The organism is Paenibacillus sp. FSL H7-0756, from assembly GCF_038006765.1.
GTDB lineage: Bacteria > Bacillota > Bacilli > Paenibacillales > Paenibacillaceae > Paenibacillus_AQ.
On record NZ_JBBOVT010000001.1, the window covers coordinates 1,368,202 to 1,384,976 of the forward strand.

Sequence of the window (16,775 nt, forward strand, 5' to 3'; positions counted from 1 at the left end):
AGGGTACGATCATTAGGCTATAACCGGAGGAAGTCTGAGAGGCTTGTTTATCTGGAAGCACCACTAGGAAGATATAAGGGGGAAAAGAAATGGTGCAGGCCATTCTACATGGAATGATCCTGGCCTTCGGGCTGATTCTGCCGCTGGGCGTGCAGAATATATTCGTCTTCAACCAAGGGGCACAGCATCCTAGATTCCGCAGTGTAATGCCTGTCGTACTGACGTCAGCGGTATGCGACACACTGCTTATCGCTGCCGCAGTCGGTGGAGTCTCCTTGGTCATTTTATCGCTGCGCTGGGTCACACCTGTTATATATGGCGCGGGCATTCTGTTTCTCGCCTTCATGGGCTGGAGAATCTGGCGCTCTACTCCGGCGAAGGATGAGTCGGGCCGACTATCAGCGAAGGGACAGATCCTCTATGCGCTGTCTGTGTCCCTCCTGAACCCTCATGCCCTTCTGGATACGGTGGGTGTGATTGGAACCAGCTCGCTGCAATACGAAGGGGCGGTGCGCTGGACCTTCGCGGCGGCGACAGTGGCCGTCTCCTGGCTCTGGTTCCTGGGTCTTGCTGCAGCGGGCCGCCAACTCGGCAGACTGGATGCTTCCGGCAAGGTCATGAGTGGGATGAATACCGTTTCGGCACTGCTGATCTGGGCGATCGCCGTCTACATGGGAGTTCAGTTGTGGGGGCTGTTGTATGGCTAGAGATTTCCCTCAAATTAGTCTTTACTCAATAGATCTGTTAATTCTTTAGAACTGCTTTCTTTTAATTTCAACATTTTTTCGCTATTACTATCTTTAATCAAAAATCCACTTTTGGTTTTAAAATCTAAATAAAGGCTGAATTTCACAACTTCGCTATCCGCGTAAGTAACATTCATTCTATATGTTGGTGGACCCACATCAACAGCCCCGCGTACTTTTTTCACCGTTCTTATAGCATCGTCGAATATTCGAATGCCTTCAATATCAGTGTAAGTAATTTCCGCTGTTTCGGAAATAAGACTGACGCTAACAATCTCAGGATGTGGTCTGCCTAAAATATATATTAAAACAAGTAATAATAATGAAATTGAAATGATGCTGAATTTTCTCATAAACTTCAACTTCCCCCTTACTGAAAAAAGATGGAGACTGATTAATCAGTTCTCCCATAATAAACATAGTTTCAGCCCTTATCCGTAAAGCCCGGCAAGCCGCTTGCCAAACTGTTTCGAATTCTTCACACTTTCGAGATATAGTTGTTTTATTTGACTCTATTCTATTGAATTTTCAAATCTGATCCCCTACTATTACAGATATAAACATATTGTTCTAAATTCTGGGATGTAGGAGGTGATGTTCCTTTGAAGCCTGCAGTCATGATTCGAGACCAGCTTGCAGATTATTTAACCCGGCATGAGATGTCTATTAATCACTTCGCCATAAGCTCCGGTATTAATTCCGGGACACTGAGCCGGATTATTAATGGTCATCAGCCCATTGCCATGAGCCATCTGGAGTTAATCACTGCAGGAATGGGGCTTAGCGAGGATTTTTTTTACAGCTTGTATGTGGAGGAATGCTTCTATTATTCGGCACCGACCTGGCGGCGGCTTCGCCCGTTCATTGTGAAATGTGCGGAACTGGGGCGTACCGATTGTATCGAGCGTCTGGTGGAGAACCTGCTGGATAATCTGACTTATGTACCCATGCTGTTTGAAGTGGCGGAAGGCTTGTTCCAGCAGGGCCACTGGCCGGCGGCTGCACTACTCTATGAGAATGTAAGCGCCAGCGAGAAATACCAGTACTCCGAACGCTTGGCCACCTGCCAATACCGCCTGTTCCAGATTGCTCTGGGTGATGACCAGAGCACGAACCTGCGCGCGGCCACTCTGTTCGAGAGCTACATCCCGCGCCTGAACGAGGCGGATCAGTTGGATGGGTTAAAGGATTTGTTGGAAGTCTATTATTCCTTGCAGCAGTGGCCTAAAGTTAATGAACTCGCAGAGAAGATGCTTGAACTGGCTACACTACGTTATAATCTCCAGCTCCAGTCAAACTTAAATCGAGGCAACATTAAGACTTCTAAAACTCCACTATATCTCTATATTTTGCGCGCTCATCTCTTTCTCTCTAGTATTTGCATGGAATACGGGGATTATAAATCTGCTATAGAACTTGTGCCGCGCTATATGGACGGAAGCTGGATAAAGGAAGATGATGAAGAAGCGAGACGAACGTTAGTTCAGTTTAGAGAGTGGGGTACTGCGAACATTTACTTATACCGCATGCTGGATGGACAAATAGAAGTGCTAGACGAGTATGTCGAATATATATCTGCACAAACAGACGAGATATTTACGGCGATGTACAATATTATCCGATGTGCAAATTGGTATGATTGGAATGTTGATCACATTCTGGAGCGCTTCTCTGCCTATATCCCATATCGAACATATAAATCAGAATTCGGTCAATACAACTCACAGATTATGGCAGACAAACACGCCAGATTTCTCGCTGAATTGGCAAACTATTATTTGCATAATAAAAGAAACAGAGGGATTGAATTCTTACTAGAATGTTTGGAATCTTCATCTATTATAAACAATGAGAGTGTAGCAATCACTTGTGTCAATTTGTTTGAACAATACAGGGATGTTGCCAGTGCAGAAGAGTTGGAAAGATACAAACTTTTAATGAGAGAGGTGTGCAAACCAAATGAAAAAACAATTTATCAAGCTTCTGGTTCTATGTAGCTTATCTGTCGTAATTTTGTCTACAATTTCAACTAGTGGAATTGTAAAAGATAGCAGCATTCAGTCATTAATCCAAACTAATTCACATGGTATTGGTGGTTAACTGACCCATCAACTAACGTTCCCGTTTATTCCGGGAACGTTTTTTATTTGCTGATTTTTAAAGGGGATATATTCAGAACCTAACTGTCGTGTAGATGTACATACATTTATCAAACGGTTGATGTCAATTGTAAGAGGCAGAGCAGACTTACTGTTTCCTCGCCATGGTTTTGAAATTATTGTACCTATAACCAATATAGTAGATAATGCAAAGAGACCTATTTTATGCAGTTTTACATAAATATCTATAATGTTGCATAAGGAGGCGGGATTCCCATGCATAGTCCAGCAATCGTTAGAATTCGTATAGAGCAAGCTAGGAGTAAGCTTCATACATTACATATTCAATATGGCGGTTTCAATCACCCGGAGGTCTTGCGGCAATCCGTAGTACTGGATGAGCTGCTCAATGCCTACGATAATGCCTATCGGATGAACAAGCGTCCGCCTGCTTAAATATTGATCATGAAAATAACTGGAAATTTAAATATAAGATCCAACGGATACGTGTATAAAAGAGGTGGTAAATGCGGTGGAGCATACAGTCAAAATTCGAGACGAGATAGCGGCGTATCTCACAAAACATAAACTGTCTATTAATCAGTTTGCAATTGCCAGCGGAATTCATTCCGGTACACTCAGCCGGGTCATGAAGGGGCAACAAGCCTTGGCGATGAACCACCTGACCCGCGTGACCAGCGGGATGGGGCTGCCGGAGGATTACTTTTACAGTCAGTATGTGGATGAATGTTTATACGATTCGACACCGACCTGGCGGCGTTTACGGCCGTTCCTGCTGCAATGCGCGGCGTTATCGCGTCTGGATTGTATTGAGCGGGTGGCGCAGAATTTACTGGATAATCTGCTGTATGCACCGTTGCTGTTCGAGGTTGCGGAGGAGTTATTTGAGCAGAAAAACTGGCAGGCCGCAGCATTAATCTATGACAATGTGGGAGCCAGCGAGAAGTATCAGCATTCTGAACGGCTGGCTCTCTGCCAATATCGGCTCTTCCTGATTAATCTGGGTGATGATCCGCAGAAAAATCTAATCGCTGCTACTTTATTAGAGAATTATGTCGATAAGCTGGACGAAGTCAATCAGTTGGATGCGTTGAAGCAGTTGGCGGATATCTATCTCGCGCTTCAGAAATGGGACAAGGTATCTGAGGTTGTAGAAGAAATGCTCCGAGTGGCTTCCGTCCATTATGACCTTCATGGTGAATCAGGCCGTAGGCATAGAGATCGTAAGTTATATAAAAGGCCGCTGTATACTTATATATTACATGCTCAGCTTATGAGATCCTGTGTTTATGAAGAGATGGGAGATTACAAAACTGCGCTCGATATGATACCTATATATATGGATCATAGCTGGATACGGGAAGATGACGAAGAAGCGTGGCGTATTAAGGCTCAATATATAGAGTGGGGAACGGCTAATACGTATCTTTACCGCTTAATGGATGGGCAGATTGAGGTTCTTGATGCATATGTCGAATACATCTCAAATCACGAAAATGAAATATTCATGGCGCTGTTCAAGATCGTTCAAATGGCTAATCAGTATAAGTGGGACGTGGATCATGTGATACAGAGATTTGCGGACTACATTCCTTACCGGAAGGTTTATAGTATCTTTGGTGAACATAACAAATTTCTTCATGAAAAAAACTACACCCAGTTCTGCAGCGAACTGGGAACATACTATCTATCCCGCAAACGGTACAAAGGTGATGATGTGATCATGCAAAGCGTCGACTTATCCGCCAAATTAGACAGCGAGCAACAAGTGATCCGGGGGACCATATCCGTCGATTTCGAGATTGCGATTACGGATATTCCTAAGTCGGGTTGAGGTATTCAGGAACGGTTTAAACTATAGATTCTCCTTACATGAAGTCTGAGATCCTTCAAGGAATCTCAGACTTCATGCGTTGGACAGCATAGAATTATTATAGATTTCCAAAAATGAGATATTATTGAGACCTTAATGAGAACTTTCCGCAATTCGTTTAGCCTATGATGGATGAATAGGTTTCTGAAGTGTGGGGAGGAATTAACAATGAATTATAAAAGAAGATTATTAGCGAGTGTCGTATTAATAGAAATATTGTTAGTTGGTTGTAGTCGGGTTAGTAACATATCTTCTTCTGATCCAGCCCAGACCGCTAGGCCGTCTGTGACTGAGCCGATCCAAACCGTAAATGCAGGCAACGCTTCAGGAGAGAGGGACAATCCAGAGAAGCAACAAGGTGAACTGTTAAGTTACACTGATGAGCAAAAAAACGAAATCCTTACTGCTGCGAAGAAAGCTGGACTTAGTAAAGTGTACATACCCACAATTGGCTTGGGTGTTGATGACTACCTGCATAGCGTTAAGGCCGAAGAAAATGAAGTTAGTCTCTCGTTCATTCGTGGTTTAATTACGGAGTCCTCCAGAGAGCTTGAACCGTTACATGAAATTGAAACAAGAAGAAAAGTTCAGCTTACTCAAACCATAACAGGAAACTGGATTAAGGAAAAAGGGGACCAGGAGTTTTTGTATTTTGAGGTTGATGGAATTTACTTTAGCATGAAATCTGCCAAGGAAATTGATCCAGAGGCTTATGAAAAGGCGGTTGCTTCAATGACTGTGTTGGAGTAGCTTAACACTTGAACTATGAATCTGCTCTACTTAAGCAGGCCCATGAACTTGTTCATGGGCCTGTTACATTTCTCTCCGTGCGTCCTACCCGCCAATCTGCGACATACGGCGGGCGGTGGGGGTGTGGCTCTGGGCTTTGTGCTCCAGGGCCAGCGCCATTTCGTGGTTATGCGGCTTGTTGCCTAGCGCCTCGCGGAACAGGGCCTGCACCGCCGCAGGGGAGCTGATCAGCGGGCGCACATTATATTCGTCCTGCCAGTACAGGCAGGCTTTGATGTTGCCGTCGGCGGTTAGGCGCAGGCGGTTACAATTGTCGCAAAAATGCTCGCTGACCGGATGGATCAGCCCGAAGGTTCCCTTCGCGCCGGTGACCCGCCGGTTCTGGGAAGGGCCATTCCCGGAGGGCATGTCGGCCTCCTCGGTGGTCCAGCCAGCTTCCTTGCAGGCCTCTACTACAGTCTCCAGCGGCAGATAGGTCTGCCGCCAGGCATCGCTGGCGCTGCCAATCGGCATGTATTCAATGAAACGCACATTCAGCGGGCTGTTCAGGGTCAGGGCGATGAAGTCCTTGATCTCGTCATCGTTAATGCCTTTCATCAGCACGACATTCAGCTTGATCGGGGACAGGCCGGCGGCTTCTGCAGCTTCAATTCCCTTCAGCACCTTGGCAACATCGCCGCCGCGGGTAATCATCGAGAAGCGGTCCGGCCGCAGCGAATCCAGGCTGATGTTCACCCGGGACAGCCCGGCCTGCTTCAGGATAGCCGCTTTGGCTGGCAGCATCAGCCCGTTCGTCGTCAATGATATGTCATCTATGCCGGGGATGACGGCGATCATAGAGACCAGCTTCTCCAGATCCTTGCGGACCAGCGGTTCGCCCCCCGTCAGCCGGACCTTCCGCAGGCCCAGGGGCGCAAGCGCCTCCACCACAGCGGCAATCTCCTCGTAGCTCATAATCTCGTCCTGCGGCTGGAATTGCATTCCTTCGGCGGGCATACAATAGATACAGCGCAGGTTGCAGCGGTCAGTAACCGAGATGCGTAGGTAATCATGTATGCGTCCAAAAGGGTCAGTCAGCGGCTCCATAGCGTTGCTCCTTCACCTGTTGATTTTAGTTTAAATTTTAAAGAAACCATTCCGCCGCGTCAATGCACAGCGGACAATCTAAAGCATAGGGGGACAGAAGGCCAAAGCAGCAGCCTAATTATGACAAAAGTGCGACAATTCCAGGGAATGGTCATAGAATGCTCACCGAAAGCGCTTATCATATTCGATATAATTTAGTTGCGGAAGATTCAAACTTTAGATACTTTTACTTTTGCGAAGCACAGCTATGATACCGGAAGGCTCAGGCGGCGATCCCTAAGGATACCCCGGGTATCCGGCAAACTATGTAGGGAGGATTTGCAAAATGACCATACCAACTGTTCCATCGCTTGTCGTGCCGGAGGCTTGCAGCCGCTGGCTGGAGAGTCGGGGATTAATATATCAGCTGCTGGTGGACTTCTATGGAAGAAAACCATCTCTCTCACTGGTCGCCCAGTGGAGCCGTAACCGTGAGATGAGTGTCGCTGCGGAGATGACCGAAGGCGGCCGTGAATTGAAGCGTTACCTGTGCAGCCAGGAGCCGTCTATGCTACCGGCCATCTGCGAGAAAGAGAAACTCGAATACAAACGTCTGATGAATGAGCGGGCCGTCAGCTCCTTCGTGGCCCGTGAAGCGGCTCAGCTGGGCCGTGAGGAAGAATTCTGCAACGTGCTCTCGGATGTGTACGCTTCGGCGGGGATTGTCTTCAAGAAGTGCAGCGGCGAAGCCGACGACCATATTGCCATTGAACTGGAATTCATGGCCGTGCTGCATGAACGGATGCTGTACAACAGCTTCTCGATCCGCAGTGCGATGGAGCTTCTGGAGATCCAGGAGAGATTCCTTGAGGAGCATCTGCTGAAGTGGACTCCACAATTCTGTGCGAGAATGAACGCTGCCACCGACAGCCCGCTGTATCTGGGACTCAGCCATATGCTGGAGGAATTCCTGCCGCAGGATCTGCACATGCTGCGTGCCTGGAAGGCTTCGCTGGAGAGCAGCGCAGCAGCCATGGCTTAGTTAAGCATCCATATTCAATCAAAAAGGCGCCCTTCCATTAATTCGGAAGGGCGCCTTATTTCTGCTCCGGGGGGTCTTGAACTTAAGCTTTCACTTTATAGGTTGTGATCTGGAGTATCCCCTTCAGGGAGAGTGGCGGAGGAGAAGTTTGGAACTGTAGGAGCGATAGCGTTCGCCTTTAGGTTGGAAATTCTACCGCGAAGAGCGGTTCGGATCAGGAATTTCCAACCTAACAGCGACCGGAAGTCCAAACATTCTCTGCAGTCACGGTCCTGCTGAAGTGGAGGTTCGCCAGTACACTCCCTATAACTGAAACTGAAGTTCATCCCCTATTTATTCGTAAGTTTTCTTACTCCGAAACTTCATCAGGAACTCATACACCACCGGTACAACGACCAGGGTCAGCAGCGTGGAGCTGACGAGACCGCCGATGACGGTTACGCCAAGCCCCTTGGAGATGATTCCGGCGCTGTTCTCCAGGCCTGTAACCAATGGCAGGAGGGCGCCAATGGTCGCGAGCGCAGTCATGAGAATCGGGCGAAGGCGGGTAGCCCCGGCCTCAAGCAGCGCCTTGCGGGTAGACATTCCCTCTTGTTCCTTATGAATTACGCGGTCAATCAAGACAATTGCATTGGTGACCACGATACCGATTAGCATCAGTGCGCCCATCAGTGCCGAGACGTTCAAGGTCTCGCCGGCCAGGAGCAGGGCAACAAGAGCGCCGATAACTGTGAACGGCAGCGAGAACAGGATGGCGAACGGTGCCAGACCGCCGCCGAAGGTGACTACGAGCACGAAGTATACAATCGCAATAGCCGCGAGCATGGCGATGCCAAGCTGTCCGAAGGTCTCATTAATCTGCTCGGTGACTCCGCCGAAGGTGATGGTCACGCCGTCCGGGAGATCAAGAGCATCTATTTTGTCCTGCACAGCCTTGGAGGCACTATTAATGTCACTGGAGATAATGTCGGCGGTTACCTCGACTTTCATTTTGCCGTCTTCACGGGTAATGGAATCCGGGGACTGGCCCTGTTCGATGCTTGCTACCTCGCCAATCGGTACAGTAATACCTAGCGGCGAAGTGAGCGTGGCGGCCTTCATTTCTTCAATACTATTGTAGGAATCCTTGTCCGTCTCAATGTAGACCTTGTAATTCTTGCCGTCCAGCTCTACCTCAGTCAGTACAGGCCGGGTTCCGGCAGGGCTCAGCTTCATCGCAAGCTGTCCGGCCGTTAGGCCCAGTGAGCTAAGCTTGGCCTGGTCAGCGACGATGGTGTATTGATCATAGGCTTCAGAGAGGCTGGTCTTCCCGTCTTTGAAGTTCTTGGTGTCTGCCTGAACGATCCCGGCAATGTCATCGGCTACCGGTTTGAGCTGCTCCAGCGTATCGCCGAAGATGTTAACAGTAAGGGTACTGCCGCCCAGTCCGCCTCCGGCCATGCCGGACAAATCGCCCCACACGCCATCCGGCACCTCTTGGCTCAAGCCTTCAATTAACTTCTCCTTCACGGTATCGAAATCAGGCGTGTTGCTGTCATACGTGACATAGAACAAGCCTGAATTGCCTGAGCCCATTCCGAACGGGCTGCTGCCGCCGATCGAATATTGCATTTTATCAAGATGCTCCTGCGCCAGAATGAACTTCTCAGCCTTCAGGCCCAGCGCCTTCACATCCTCCAGCGTCTGACCGGCCTTCGGGGAGAAGGTAAGCGTAACATTCTTCTCTTCCTGGGAAGGCAGGAAGCTGACGCCGATCGGCTTGATCAGGAACAGACTGCCTGCCAGTAGCAGGACAGCAACACCCAAGGTGATCAGCTTATGCGAGAGACACCAGTCCAGGATTCGGACATACCCGCCCGCCAATGCGCCGGGCTTGTCTTCGTGACCCTTTTTCCCCTTCTTGAGTCCATTACGGAACAGGGTATGGGCCAGTGCAGGCACCAGGGTAATGGCAACCACCAGTGAAGCCAGCAGCGCGAATACCATAGTGAGGGCAAACGGCAGGAACAGCTCACCGACCATCCCGCTGACAAAGGCGAGCGGCAGGAACACGGCTATCGTCACAATGGTTGAAGACATAATCGGCACAAACATCTCACGGGTAGCCGCGCTGATCAGCTCTCTGCCGCGAAGCTTCTCGCCGGACAGCGTAAGCCGCCGGAAGATGTTCTCAATGACCACGATGGAGTCATCGACTACGCGCCCGATGGCTACGGTCATGGCGCCGAGCGTCATCATATTCAGCGTAATATCCATTTGCCGCAGGCATAATACTGCAATCAGCAGGGATAATGGAATCGAGATAATAGAAATAATGGTAGAGCGGATATTGCGCAGGAACAGCAGGATGATAAGCACGGCGAACAGGGCGCCGAAGGCAGCCTTGGACAGCATCGTGTTCACGGAATCCTCAATCGGCTTGCCTTGATCCAGCAGCACGGTGAGGTCCATCGACTTGTATTGTTTCTTCAGTTCTTCTGTCTTGTCCTTGACCCCGTTCACGACATCGACGGTGTTGGCATCATTTGCCTTCACAATCTGAATCCCGATGGATTCCTTGCCGTTGGTGCGGGAGATGGATTCCGATTTGCCGACTACCTCGATAGTGGCAAGCTCGCTCAGCTTCACCGTCGGCAGCCCGGTCATGGCGCCAGCACCAGCCCCGGTACTGCCAGCCGCAGCATTGGTGCCGCCAGCAGCACTAGCACCGCCTGAAGCTGCACCGCCTGCTTCCCCGGCTCCTGTGCCAGGCATGCCAGTTGCACCGGCTCCGGCAGCACCCGCCGCAGGAGCAGAAGGAACGAGCGGAATGCGGACATTCTGCAAGTCCTCCACTGTAGTGACGTTGCCGTCAACGACAACAGCCTTCTGTGCTTTGTCCATCTCGAACAATCCGAGCGGCACCCGCAGGGAGGAGGCCTGGATGATGCCTTTGATCGTATCCTCGGTCAGTCCGTACTGCTTCAGCTTCTCCTGATTGAACTTCAGGGAGACTTCTTTGACATATTGTCCGGCAATCTGCACAGAGGCAACGCCTTCTATATCCTCCAGCGCCGGGCGGATATCATTCTCGGCAACCCGGGTCAGCTCCTCCAGATCGCCGGAGCTCTCATCAGAGATACTGAGGGAGATGACCGGCAGCGAGCTGAGGCTGAAGCGCGAGATTTGCGGCTTTTGCACATTATCCGGCAGAGCCACCTCGTTCAGCGCCTCACGCACCGCTGCTGTCGCGTTGTCCAGGTTCGTGCCATAGTCGAACTCTATGGTGACGCTGGAGGCGTTCTCCAGTGAGGTGGAAGTCAGCATCTTCACGCCGTCCACATTGCGGAGCTTCTGCTCCAGCGGCTTGCTGACGTCATTCACGACGCCTTCGGGTGCGGCTCCGGGATAAATAGTAGTAATGCTGAGATAAGGGATACTAATGTTAGGCAGGGTCTCCTGCTTCATGGTCATTCCGCTGTAGAGACCGGCGAAGACAATAATGATCGTCAGCAGCCAGACGGCGAATTTGTTGCGGAGAGAGAAATTAATAAGGCTTTTCATCAGTAAAGGGAACCTCCAGTATAAGTATTCTTGATCTTACAGGTGTGCCGCATCTTTCCTTAATGAAGTCCGCAGGAAGTGTGCATATAGGGTGTGAGTTCTTTCTTCAATTGACTTAGCTCGCCGGTCAGCCCGGGGAACCCCTTGAGATTGGCAATCATCCCTTGAATGATCGCTTTCCGGGGCTGGGTGGTGAGGATTTCGCTCTCCAGAATGCCCAGGGACTCCAGACCGTCTTCGGCCTGCTCCGGGCTGATCCCGTCTGCTTCACTGAGCAGGAGCTTCATCGCCTTGATCAGCTGAAGCGGGCTCTGGCGCGGCCCTTCTCCTTGACCCTCGGCCCATCCGGCCAGGACTGCGGAAGAGATCAGAGGGGCGGGCTGCCCGGCAAGCAGGCCGGCGACCATAATGTCCAGCCAGTCCACCAGCCGGTCAGCCAGCTTAGGGATGGAGACAACAGTCTCTTGGCCGAACAACAGCTTGATGCTGGAGCTGATCATGCCGTGGCTGAGCACGCACAGCTCGCCTGCATAGGGCAGAATTTCTGGCCCGTACATGAGCTCCAGCTTATGCTGGAACCAGCGCAGCAGGGCAGCGTTGTTCTGCTTCACCCAATCGGGAATCTCGGACACCCCCCGGCCGGCTACATCCTGGAATTGGCGCTGCAGGAATTCGCGCAGCTCGTATACATGACTGAGCAGGATTTCGAGCTGGTTGCGCAGCTTCTCCCGGGGCTCTCTGCCAGCCGCCTGATCCTCTTGTTGCAGAGGATCATGAATCATCCGGAAGCAGTAGATGTATATACTGCGCTCCAGCTCCTCTTTGGATTTGAAGATCAGATATAGACTTCCTTTGGAGATCCCGCATAATTCGGCAATTTCCTGCATGGAGGTGGAGGAGGAGCCTTTTACAGCGAACAGCTGCATGGCGGTCTTGATGATTTGCTCTTTTTTGTTGATGCTTTTAGCGGTCAAGGCGATATAAGCCCCCGTTCTGACTAGACAGTTCTGTATTTGACTGATTGGTCAGGGAGATTATATTATATATCCTGCAGCAATACAAATTTGCAGGTTTCAGTAGGAAGAAACGGATTCTTCATGTAAGATATAAATGTGTCATTTTGGTGAGAATCGGCGGAATGAGAAGGTAGGGTACATATGAGAAGAGGACTGCAGGCTATGGTTATCATAGCGGCTATGCTGGCTTTTTATTATTTTGGATTTGGGATATTCGGCAGCACAGCCGGAACCATTATCAGTATTTTTTCCACATTGACGGTCATCTCTATCGGACTGGGTATATTCATGGAGAACCGCAATCCTTCGACCACTGTATCCTGGATTCTGCTGCTGGCGCTGATTCCGGTGCTGGGGCTGGTGTTCTACTTCCTGTTCGGGCAGAATGTGTTCAAACGGCGCAAGTATGACAAAAAAGCCCAGCGCGATCTCATGGCCTATGAACGGATTGAGAATGACGCGCTGCGGATGCATCAGGATTGGTCAGTGTTCAGCCCTGCGCGGCAGAAGCTGCTGGGTCTGTCGCAGAGACTGGGCCGGACGCCGATTTCGTTCAGTTCGGAGACGCGCATCTTAACGAACGGTGAAGAAACCTTCGGGACGCTGCTGCTGGAGCTGCGGCAGGCGCAGCATCATATTCATATGGAATATTATATTTTCCGGGCGGATCATATCGGCACGCGCATTCAGCAGATTCTGATTGAGAAAGCCCGTGCGGGCGTGGCGGTCCGGTTCATGTATGATGCGGTCGGGAGCATTCAGCTCTCCAGGGCCTTCCTTAAGGAGCTGAGTGATGCGGGGGTGCAGGTGGCTGCTTACGGCAACTCGACCTCCTTTTTCTCCAGCCGGGTGAATTACCGCAATCACCGCAAAATCGTGGTCATCGACGGCGATGTCGGCTTCATGGGCGGTCTGAATGTCGGGGACGAGTACTTGAGCCGCAGCAAAACCTACGGGTTCTGGCGGGATACACATATGCTGCTGAGGGGCGAGGCGGTGCGGACGATGCAGATTATTTTCCTGCAGGACTGGATGCACACGACCGGTGAGAAAATCCTGGAGCAGGATTACCTCTCCCCCCAGCTTCGCTTCACGACCGGAGACGGGGCGGTGCAGATTATTGCCAGCGGCCCGGATAATGAGCGGCGTGCGCTCAAGAATATTTTCTTCTCCATGATAACTACAGCGGAAAAATCCGTCTGGATCGCCAGTCCCTACTTCATCCCCGATGAGGATATACTGACTGCGCTGCGTGTGGCGGCGATGTCGGGGCTGGATGTCCGCCTGCTGTTCCCGGCCAAGCCGGATAAATGGATTCCGTTCCTGGCCTCCCATTCCTACTTCCCGGCGCTGCTGGAGTCCGGCGTGAAGATCTATGAATATGAGAAGGGCTTCATCCACTCCAAGCTGCTGATTGCCGACGGGGAGATTGCTACGATCGGAACGGCCAATATGGACATGCGCAGCTTCCATCTTAATTTCGAGGTGAACGCGCTGCTGCTGCAGACCGAGAGTGTCTCGCGCATTGTTGCAGACTTCGAGCGTGACCTGCAGTCCACGCGGCTGATTGTCCATGAGACCTTCATGGAGAAAAGACTGCTGGAGCGGCTGCTGGAATCGGCAGCCCGGCTGATGTCTCCGCTGCTGTAAGCGGACAAGCAGAATGAAAAACGGTACCGTCCTTGTGGGATACGGTACCGTTTTTTCTTTTTCCATTCAGAAGGTAGTGAATCCAAGCCGCGTCTGTATCCGGTAGAGAATGTACTTCAACCAGGTCGCGTCACTCTGATATTCCTTCAGCGGCAGGCTATACTCAGCCCCCTCGTTGTTCCATAGCCGCTTGAAGTAACCCTCCACCTCCGCATACAATGGCTGCTCTCGTGGAACAGACACCCAGAGGTCATTCTCCAGATTATAGTCATCCAGGTTCCGGGCTGTGAAGTTCGTTGATCCGCCCAAGATAATGGAGTCGCCTGATGCCTTGGCAATGAACAGCAGCTTGCTGTGATATTGCTCCTCGCCTGTGTTGTACCAGCGGATCAGGATATTTCCTTCCGAGCGGCGGTCCAGGTCCATCGCAACCGGGCGGTTCGGGATGCCGATTTTGTCCCGTCCGAAGGCATTCTGGTTAGGATCAAGCAGCAATCTGACCTGGGCACCGCGGGCATCTGCGGCAAGCAGGGCATCAATAATTTTGTCGTCCGCCAGATAGAACATACCCATCCAGATGACATCCCCGGGTCCTGCCGCAGCGATTCCTTCCAGGGCATATTTGTACACCTTGCCTTCGGTCAGATAGCGGACTCCAAGCGGGGCATCACCGGATGCGGCGGCAGGCTGCTTGAACTCAGGAGGCTTGCTTAGCAAGGGGCCGGCTCCCGAGAGATTAGCCGCCGCCTGCTCGCTCCGCAGAATATCCTCCTGAATAGGACCTTGCACTTCCAGGGCAATGTTGGAATGATAAGCGCTGGCGTCATGCACATTGCCGGAGGAGATCAGAGCGGTGTTCTCACTCAGCACGACCTTGCGGTGATTGGCTTTGACATTCAGCAGCTTCAGATAGGAACGGGCGGTAATATCCGGTCCTCCGCTGGCCATCAGATTCGGAATCCAGCCGGTGCCGGATTGCCCGAACCACTGGATGAAGGTACGCCAGACCGCCGAATAAGCAGGTGTCGAATCACGCAGATCGTCCACATCCGTCAGGATAACCTTAATTCCGGCTGCGCTCAGCTCCTCCAGGAGGGCATTGGGCGCAGAGCCGTAATTCGTATTCACCTCATCGGTGATGAAGACGATCTCCATGGCCGGATGAGCGGCTTTCTGGGCAAGCAGCTTATCGGTAAGCTGTCTGCTGACAGCGGGGAACTGCTGGTCTGTATGAGTATAGTTATTGAACAGGAACAGGTCGATCACGAGGAACTGCCGGGACTCTTCAATAATCTGCAGGATTCTGGGCAGAATCTGTTCTTCCCTCGCCTGCTTGCCGCTGTTGTCCTGGTAGGTCAGATCATGCCAGAAGGCGACCGTGTTCACCTTATAAGCAGGGCTCTCCGCAGAAAGTCCGGGCGGCAGCGGCTTATGGGTCTGATAGAGCATCACCCCGGCCAGCCAGAGGAGAAGAAGGATCAGGGCAAGCAGCAGCTTGGAACGGCGGCGCAGGAAGAGCTGCGTCTGGCGCTTGTGGCGGGATGCCGTAATGGCACCTGAAGCCAGCGTAATCTGTAATTGTTCGGGTGTGACGGGATGGCGGCCTTGATTCATATTCATCCTCCTGGGTCTGCTGCCGGGCCAGAGCGGCTATAGGGTGGCCCGGCATTGTAAATACCTATAACGCCCGCTAAGGAGAAGTGAAGCAGCTGAGTGCAAAATCCCTGAAAAATCTAGTGTTACAAAAAGCCCTCCATTTCATCCGTACTGTACCGGCAAGCTGCATCATACAAGTTCTGGTGACATAACACGGAAGCGATTGTATAATGAGTGTAAATAATTTGTATAAGGTTTGAATCTTCAAAGTATTCAGTGTAAACAGGAAGCGAGTGAGAACCATCGTGTATTCCATCAAACAGGTCGTCGAAATGCTCGATATTCCCTCTGTCACTCTGCGGGCGTGGGAGAACCGGTATCAGGCTGTCGTCCCGGAACGTACCGAGTCCGGCTATAGACTGTACAACCAACAGAATATTGAGGACCTCCGCTGGTTGAAGGAACAGACCGATAAACCGGGCATCAGTATCTCACATGCTGTGCGGATGCTGAAGCAGCATAAGCAGAAGGACCTGGATGAACGGCTGTCCGTTGCGGGCGGTGACCCCAAGGATGCCTTGGACAAAATGAGGCAGCAGATCTATGCAGCGCTGCTTGATATCCAGGGTGAGCGGGCGGATGCGCTGATTGATTTCGGGTTCTCCCTGTACGGCTATGAGGCGATGGTCCATCAGGTGCTGGTGCCCGTTCTGGTGAAGGTTGGTGATGCCTGGGAGCAAGGGACGGCAACCGTGGCCCAGGAGCATTATATGACACATATGATCTCGAACCGGCTATCTCAGTTCTTTCATGTCTTCCCGGTGTATGCCCATCTGCACAAGGTGCTTGCCTTCTGCCCGGCGGGAGAGCATCACCAGGTCGGCCTGCTGCTGTTCTCGCTGTTCCTGCGCAGGAACGGGGTTGAAGTCATCTATCTGGGGGCCAACACGCCTGAGGACGGGGTGATGGAGCTGCTGGAGAAGCAAGAGCGGATCGGAGCGGTGTGCCTGTCCGTTACGAATGGCACGCTGGTCCCTTATACGGAGGAGCTGCTCGAACGGTTGGGTAGACTATACCCGGAGCTGCAGCTCATTGCGGGCGGCAAAGCCTATGAGGGAATCAGCCTCCAAAATACCAGCGCCACCTATGTGATGGCTGAGCCGCCGGAGCAGTGGCAGGCCTGGTTCGATCAGGAATTTGCCGGAAGCCGGCATAGGGCGTAGCTTTTGCAGCAGTTATAGTGAATTTTAATAGAGCATGCGATTCCATAGAACCGGTCAGAACCCTTGTATAGGGCTGGCCGGTTCTTTTGCTATGGACAAGTCTAGCAACCAAATTGCTGGAAGTGCGGCGGATGATATTTACATGGCCCGG

Annotated in this window: 13 protein-coding genes; 8 read left to right on the top strand and 5 right to left on the bottom strand. The window is 51.3% G+C overall.

Features of this window, described 5'->3' with window-relative positions; translation table 11 throughout:
* Nucleotides 1–89 precede the first annotated feature (89 nt).
* The gene (locus NST04_RS06090; protein WP_341183575.1) at nucleotides 90–707 is read left to right on the top strand and encodes a LysE/ArgO family amino acid transporter; all 618 of its coding nucleotides are present in this window, start codon (nucleotides 90–92) and stop codon (nucleotides 705–707) included.
* Nucleotides 708–721: 14 nt separating this feature from the next.
* Here NST04_RS06090 and NST04_RS06095 read toward each other — a convergent pair whose 3' ends face one another.
* Complete coding sequence (locus NST04_RS06095; RefSeq protein WP_341183576.1) at nucleotides 722–1,099, bottom strand: hypothetical protein; 378 nt, start codon at nucleotides 1,097–1,099, stop codon at nucleotides 722–724.
* 249 nt (nucleotides 1,100–1,348) lie between these two features.
* Here NST04_RS06095 and NST04_RS06100 point away from each other — a divergent pair, with 249 nt between their 5' ends.
* The 4 genes from NST04_RS06100 (at nucleotide 1,349) to NST04_RS06115 (ending at nucleotide 5,489) form a co-directional block, all read left to right on the top strand.
* The gene (locus tag NST04_RS06100) at nucleotides 1,349–2,743 is read left to right on the top strand and encodes a helix-turn-helix domain-containing protein (protein WP_341183577.1); all 1,395 of its coding nucleotides are present in this window, start codon (nucleotides 1,349–1,351) and stop codon (nucleotides 2,741–2,743) included.
* A gap of 378 nt (nucleotides 2,744–3,121) precedes the next feature.
* The gene (locus tag NST04_RS06105; RefSeq protein WP_036726170.1) at nucleotides 3,122–3,301 is read left to right on the top strand and encodes an aspartyl-phosphate phosphatase Spo0E family protein; all 180 of its coding nucleotides are present in this window, start codon (nucleotides 3,122–3,124) and stop codon (nucleotides 3,299–3,301) included.
* A gap of 76 nt (nucleotides 3,302–3,377) precedes the next feature.
* Nucleotides 3,378–4,700: a helix-turn-helix transcriptional regulator gene (locus tag NST04_RS06110; protein ID WP_341183578.1), complete on the top strand. Its 1,323-nt coding sequence runs from the start codon at nucleotides 3,378–3,380 to the stop codon at nucleotides 4,698–4,700.
* Nucleotides 4,701–4,907: 207 nt separating this feature from the next.
* Entirely contained in the window at nucleotides 4,908–5,489 is a 582-nt protein-coding gene (locus NST04_RS06115; protein WP_341183579.1) for a hypothetical protein, read from the top strand.
* A gap of 84 nt (nucleotides 5,490–5,573) precedes the next feature.
* On the opposite strand, the gene moaA is transcribed toward NST04_RS06115, so the two are convergent.
* The gene (gene moaA, locus NST04_RS06120) at nucleotides 5,574–6,575 is read right to left on the bottom strand and encodes a GTP 3',8-cyclase MoaA (RefSeq protein ID WP_339311879.1); all 1,002 of its coding nucleotides are present in this window, start codon (nucleotides 6,573–6,575) and stop codon (nucleotides 5,574–5,576) included.
* Between the two features lie 325 nt (nucleotides 6,576–6,900).
* Between moaA and NST04_RS06125 the strand changes: the two genes are divergently transcribed.
* Complete coding sequence (locus tag NST04_RS06125) at nucleotides 6,901–7,596, top strand: TorD/DmsD family molecular chaperone (RefSeq protein ID WP_036726172.1); 696 nt, start codon at nucleotides 6,901–6,903, stop codon at nucleotides 7,594–7,596.
* Nucleotides 7,597–7,929: 333 nt separating this feature from the next.
* Here the strand turns inward: NST04_RS06125 and NST04_RS06130 are convergent, their stop codons facing one another.
* Together NST04_RS06130 and NST04_RS06135 are read right to left on the bottom strand one after the other, a co-directional pair.
* Nucleotides 7,930–11,139 (bottom strand): efflux RND transporter permease subunit, encoded by a 3,210-nt coding sequence (locus tag NST04_RS06130; protein ID WP_341183580.1) that lies wholly within the window; start codon nucleotides 11,137–11,139, stop codon nucleotides 7,930–7,932.
* Between the two features lie 59 nt (nucleotides 11,140–11,198).
* Complete coding sequence (locus NST04_RS06135) at nucleotides 11,199–12,113, bottom strand: TetR/AcrR family transcriptional regulator (protein ID WP_341183581.1); 915 nt, start codon at nucleotides 12,111–12,113, stop codon at nucleotides 11,199–11,201.
* A 183-nt stretch (nucleotides 12,114–12,296) separates the two neighbouring features.
* On the opposite strand from NST04_RS06135, the gene cls reads away from it, so the two are divergent.
* Nucleotides 12,297–13,805, top strand: coding sequence for a cardiolipin synthase (gene cls / locus NST04_RS06140; protein WP_341183582.1), 1,509 nt, complete (start codon nucleotides 12,297–12,299; stop codon nucleotides 13,803–13,805).
* Nucleotides 13,806–13,871: 66 nt separating this feature from the next.
* On the opposite strand, the gene NST04_RS06145 is transcribed toward cls, so the two are convergent.
* Entirely contained in the window at nucleotides 13,872–15,419 is a 1,548-nt protein-coding gene (locus tag NST04_RS06145; protein ID WP_341183583.1) for a phospholipase D family protein, read from the bottom strand.
* Nucleotides 15,420–15,694: 275 nt separating this feature from the next.
* Between NST04_RS06145 and NST04_RS06150 the strand changes: the two genes are divergently transcribed.
* Complete coding sequence (locus NST04_RS06150) at nucleotides 15,695–16,624, top strand: MerR family transcriptional regulator (RefSeq protein WP_341183584.1); 930 nt, start codon at nucleotides 15,695–15,697, stop codon at nucleotides 16,622–16,624.
* The last annotated feature ends 151 nt before the right edge of the window (nucleotides 16,625–16,775 follow it).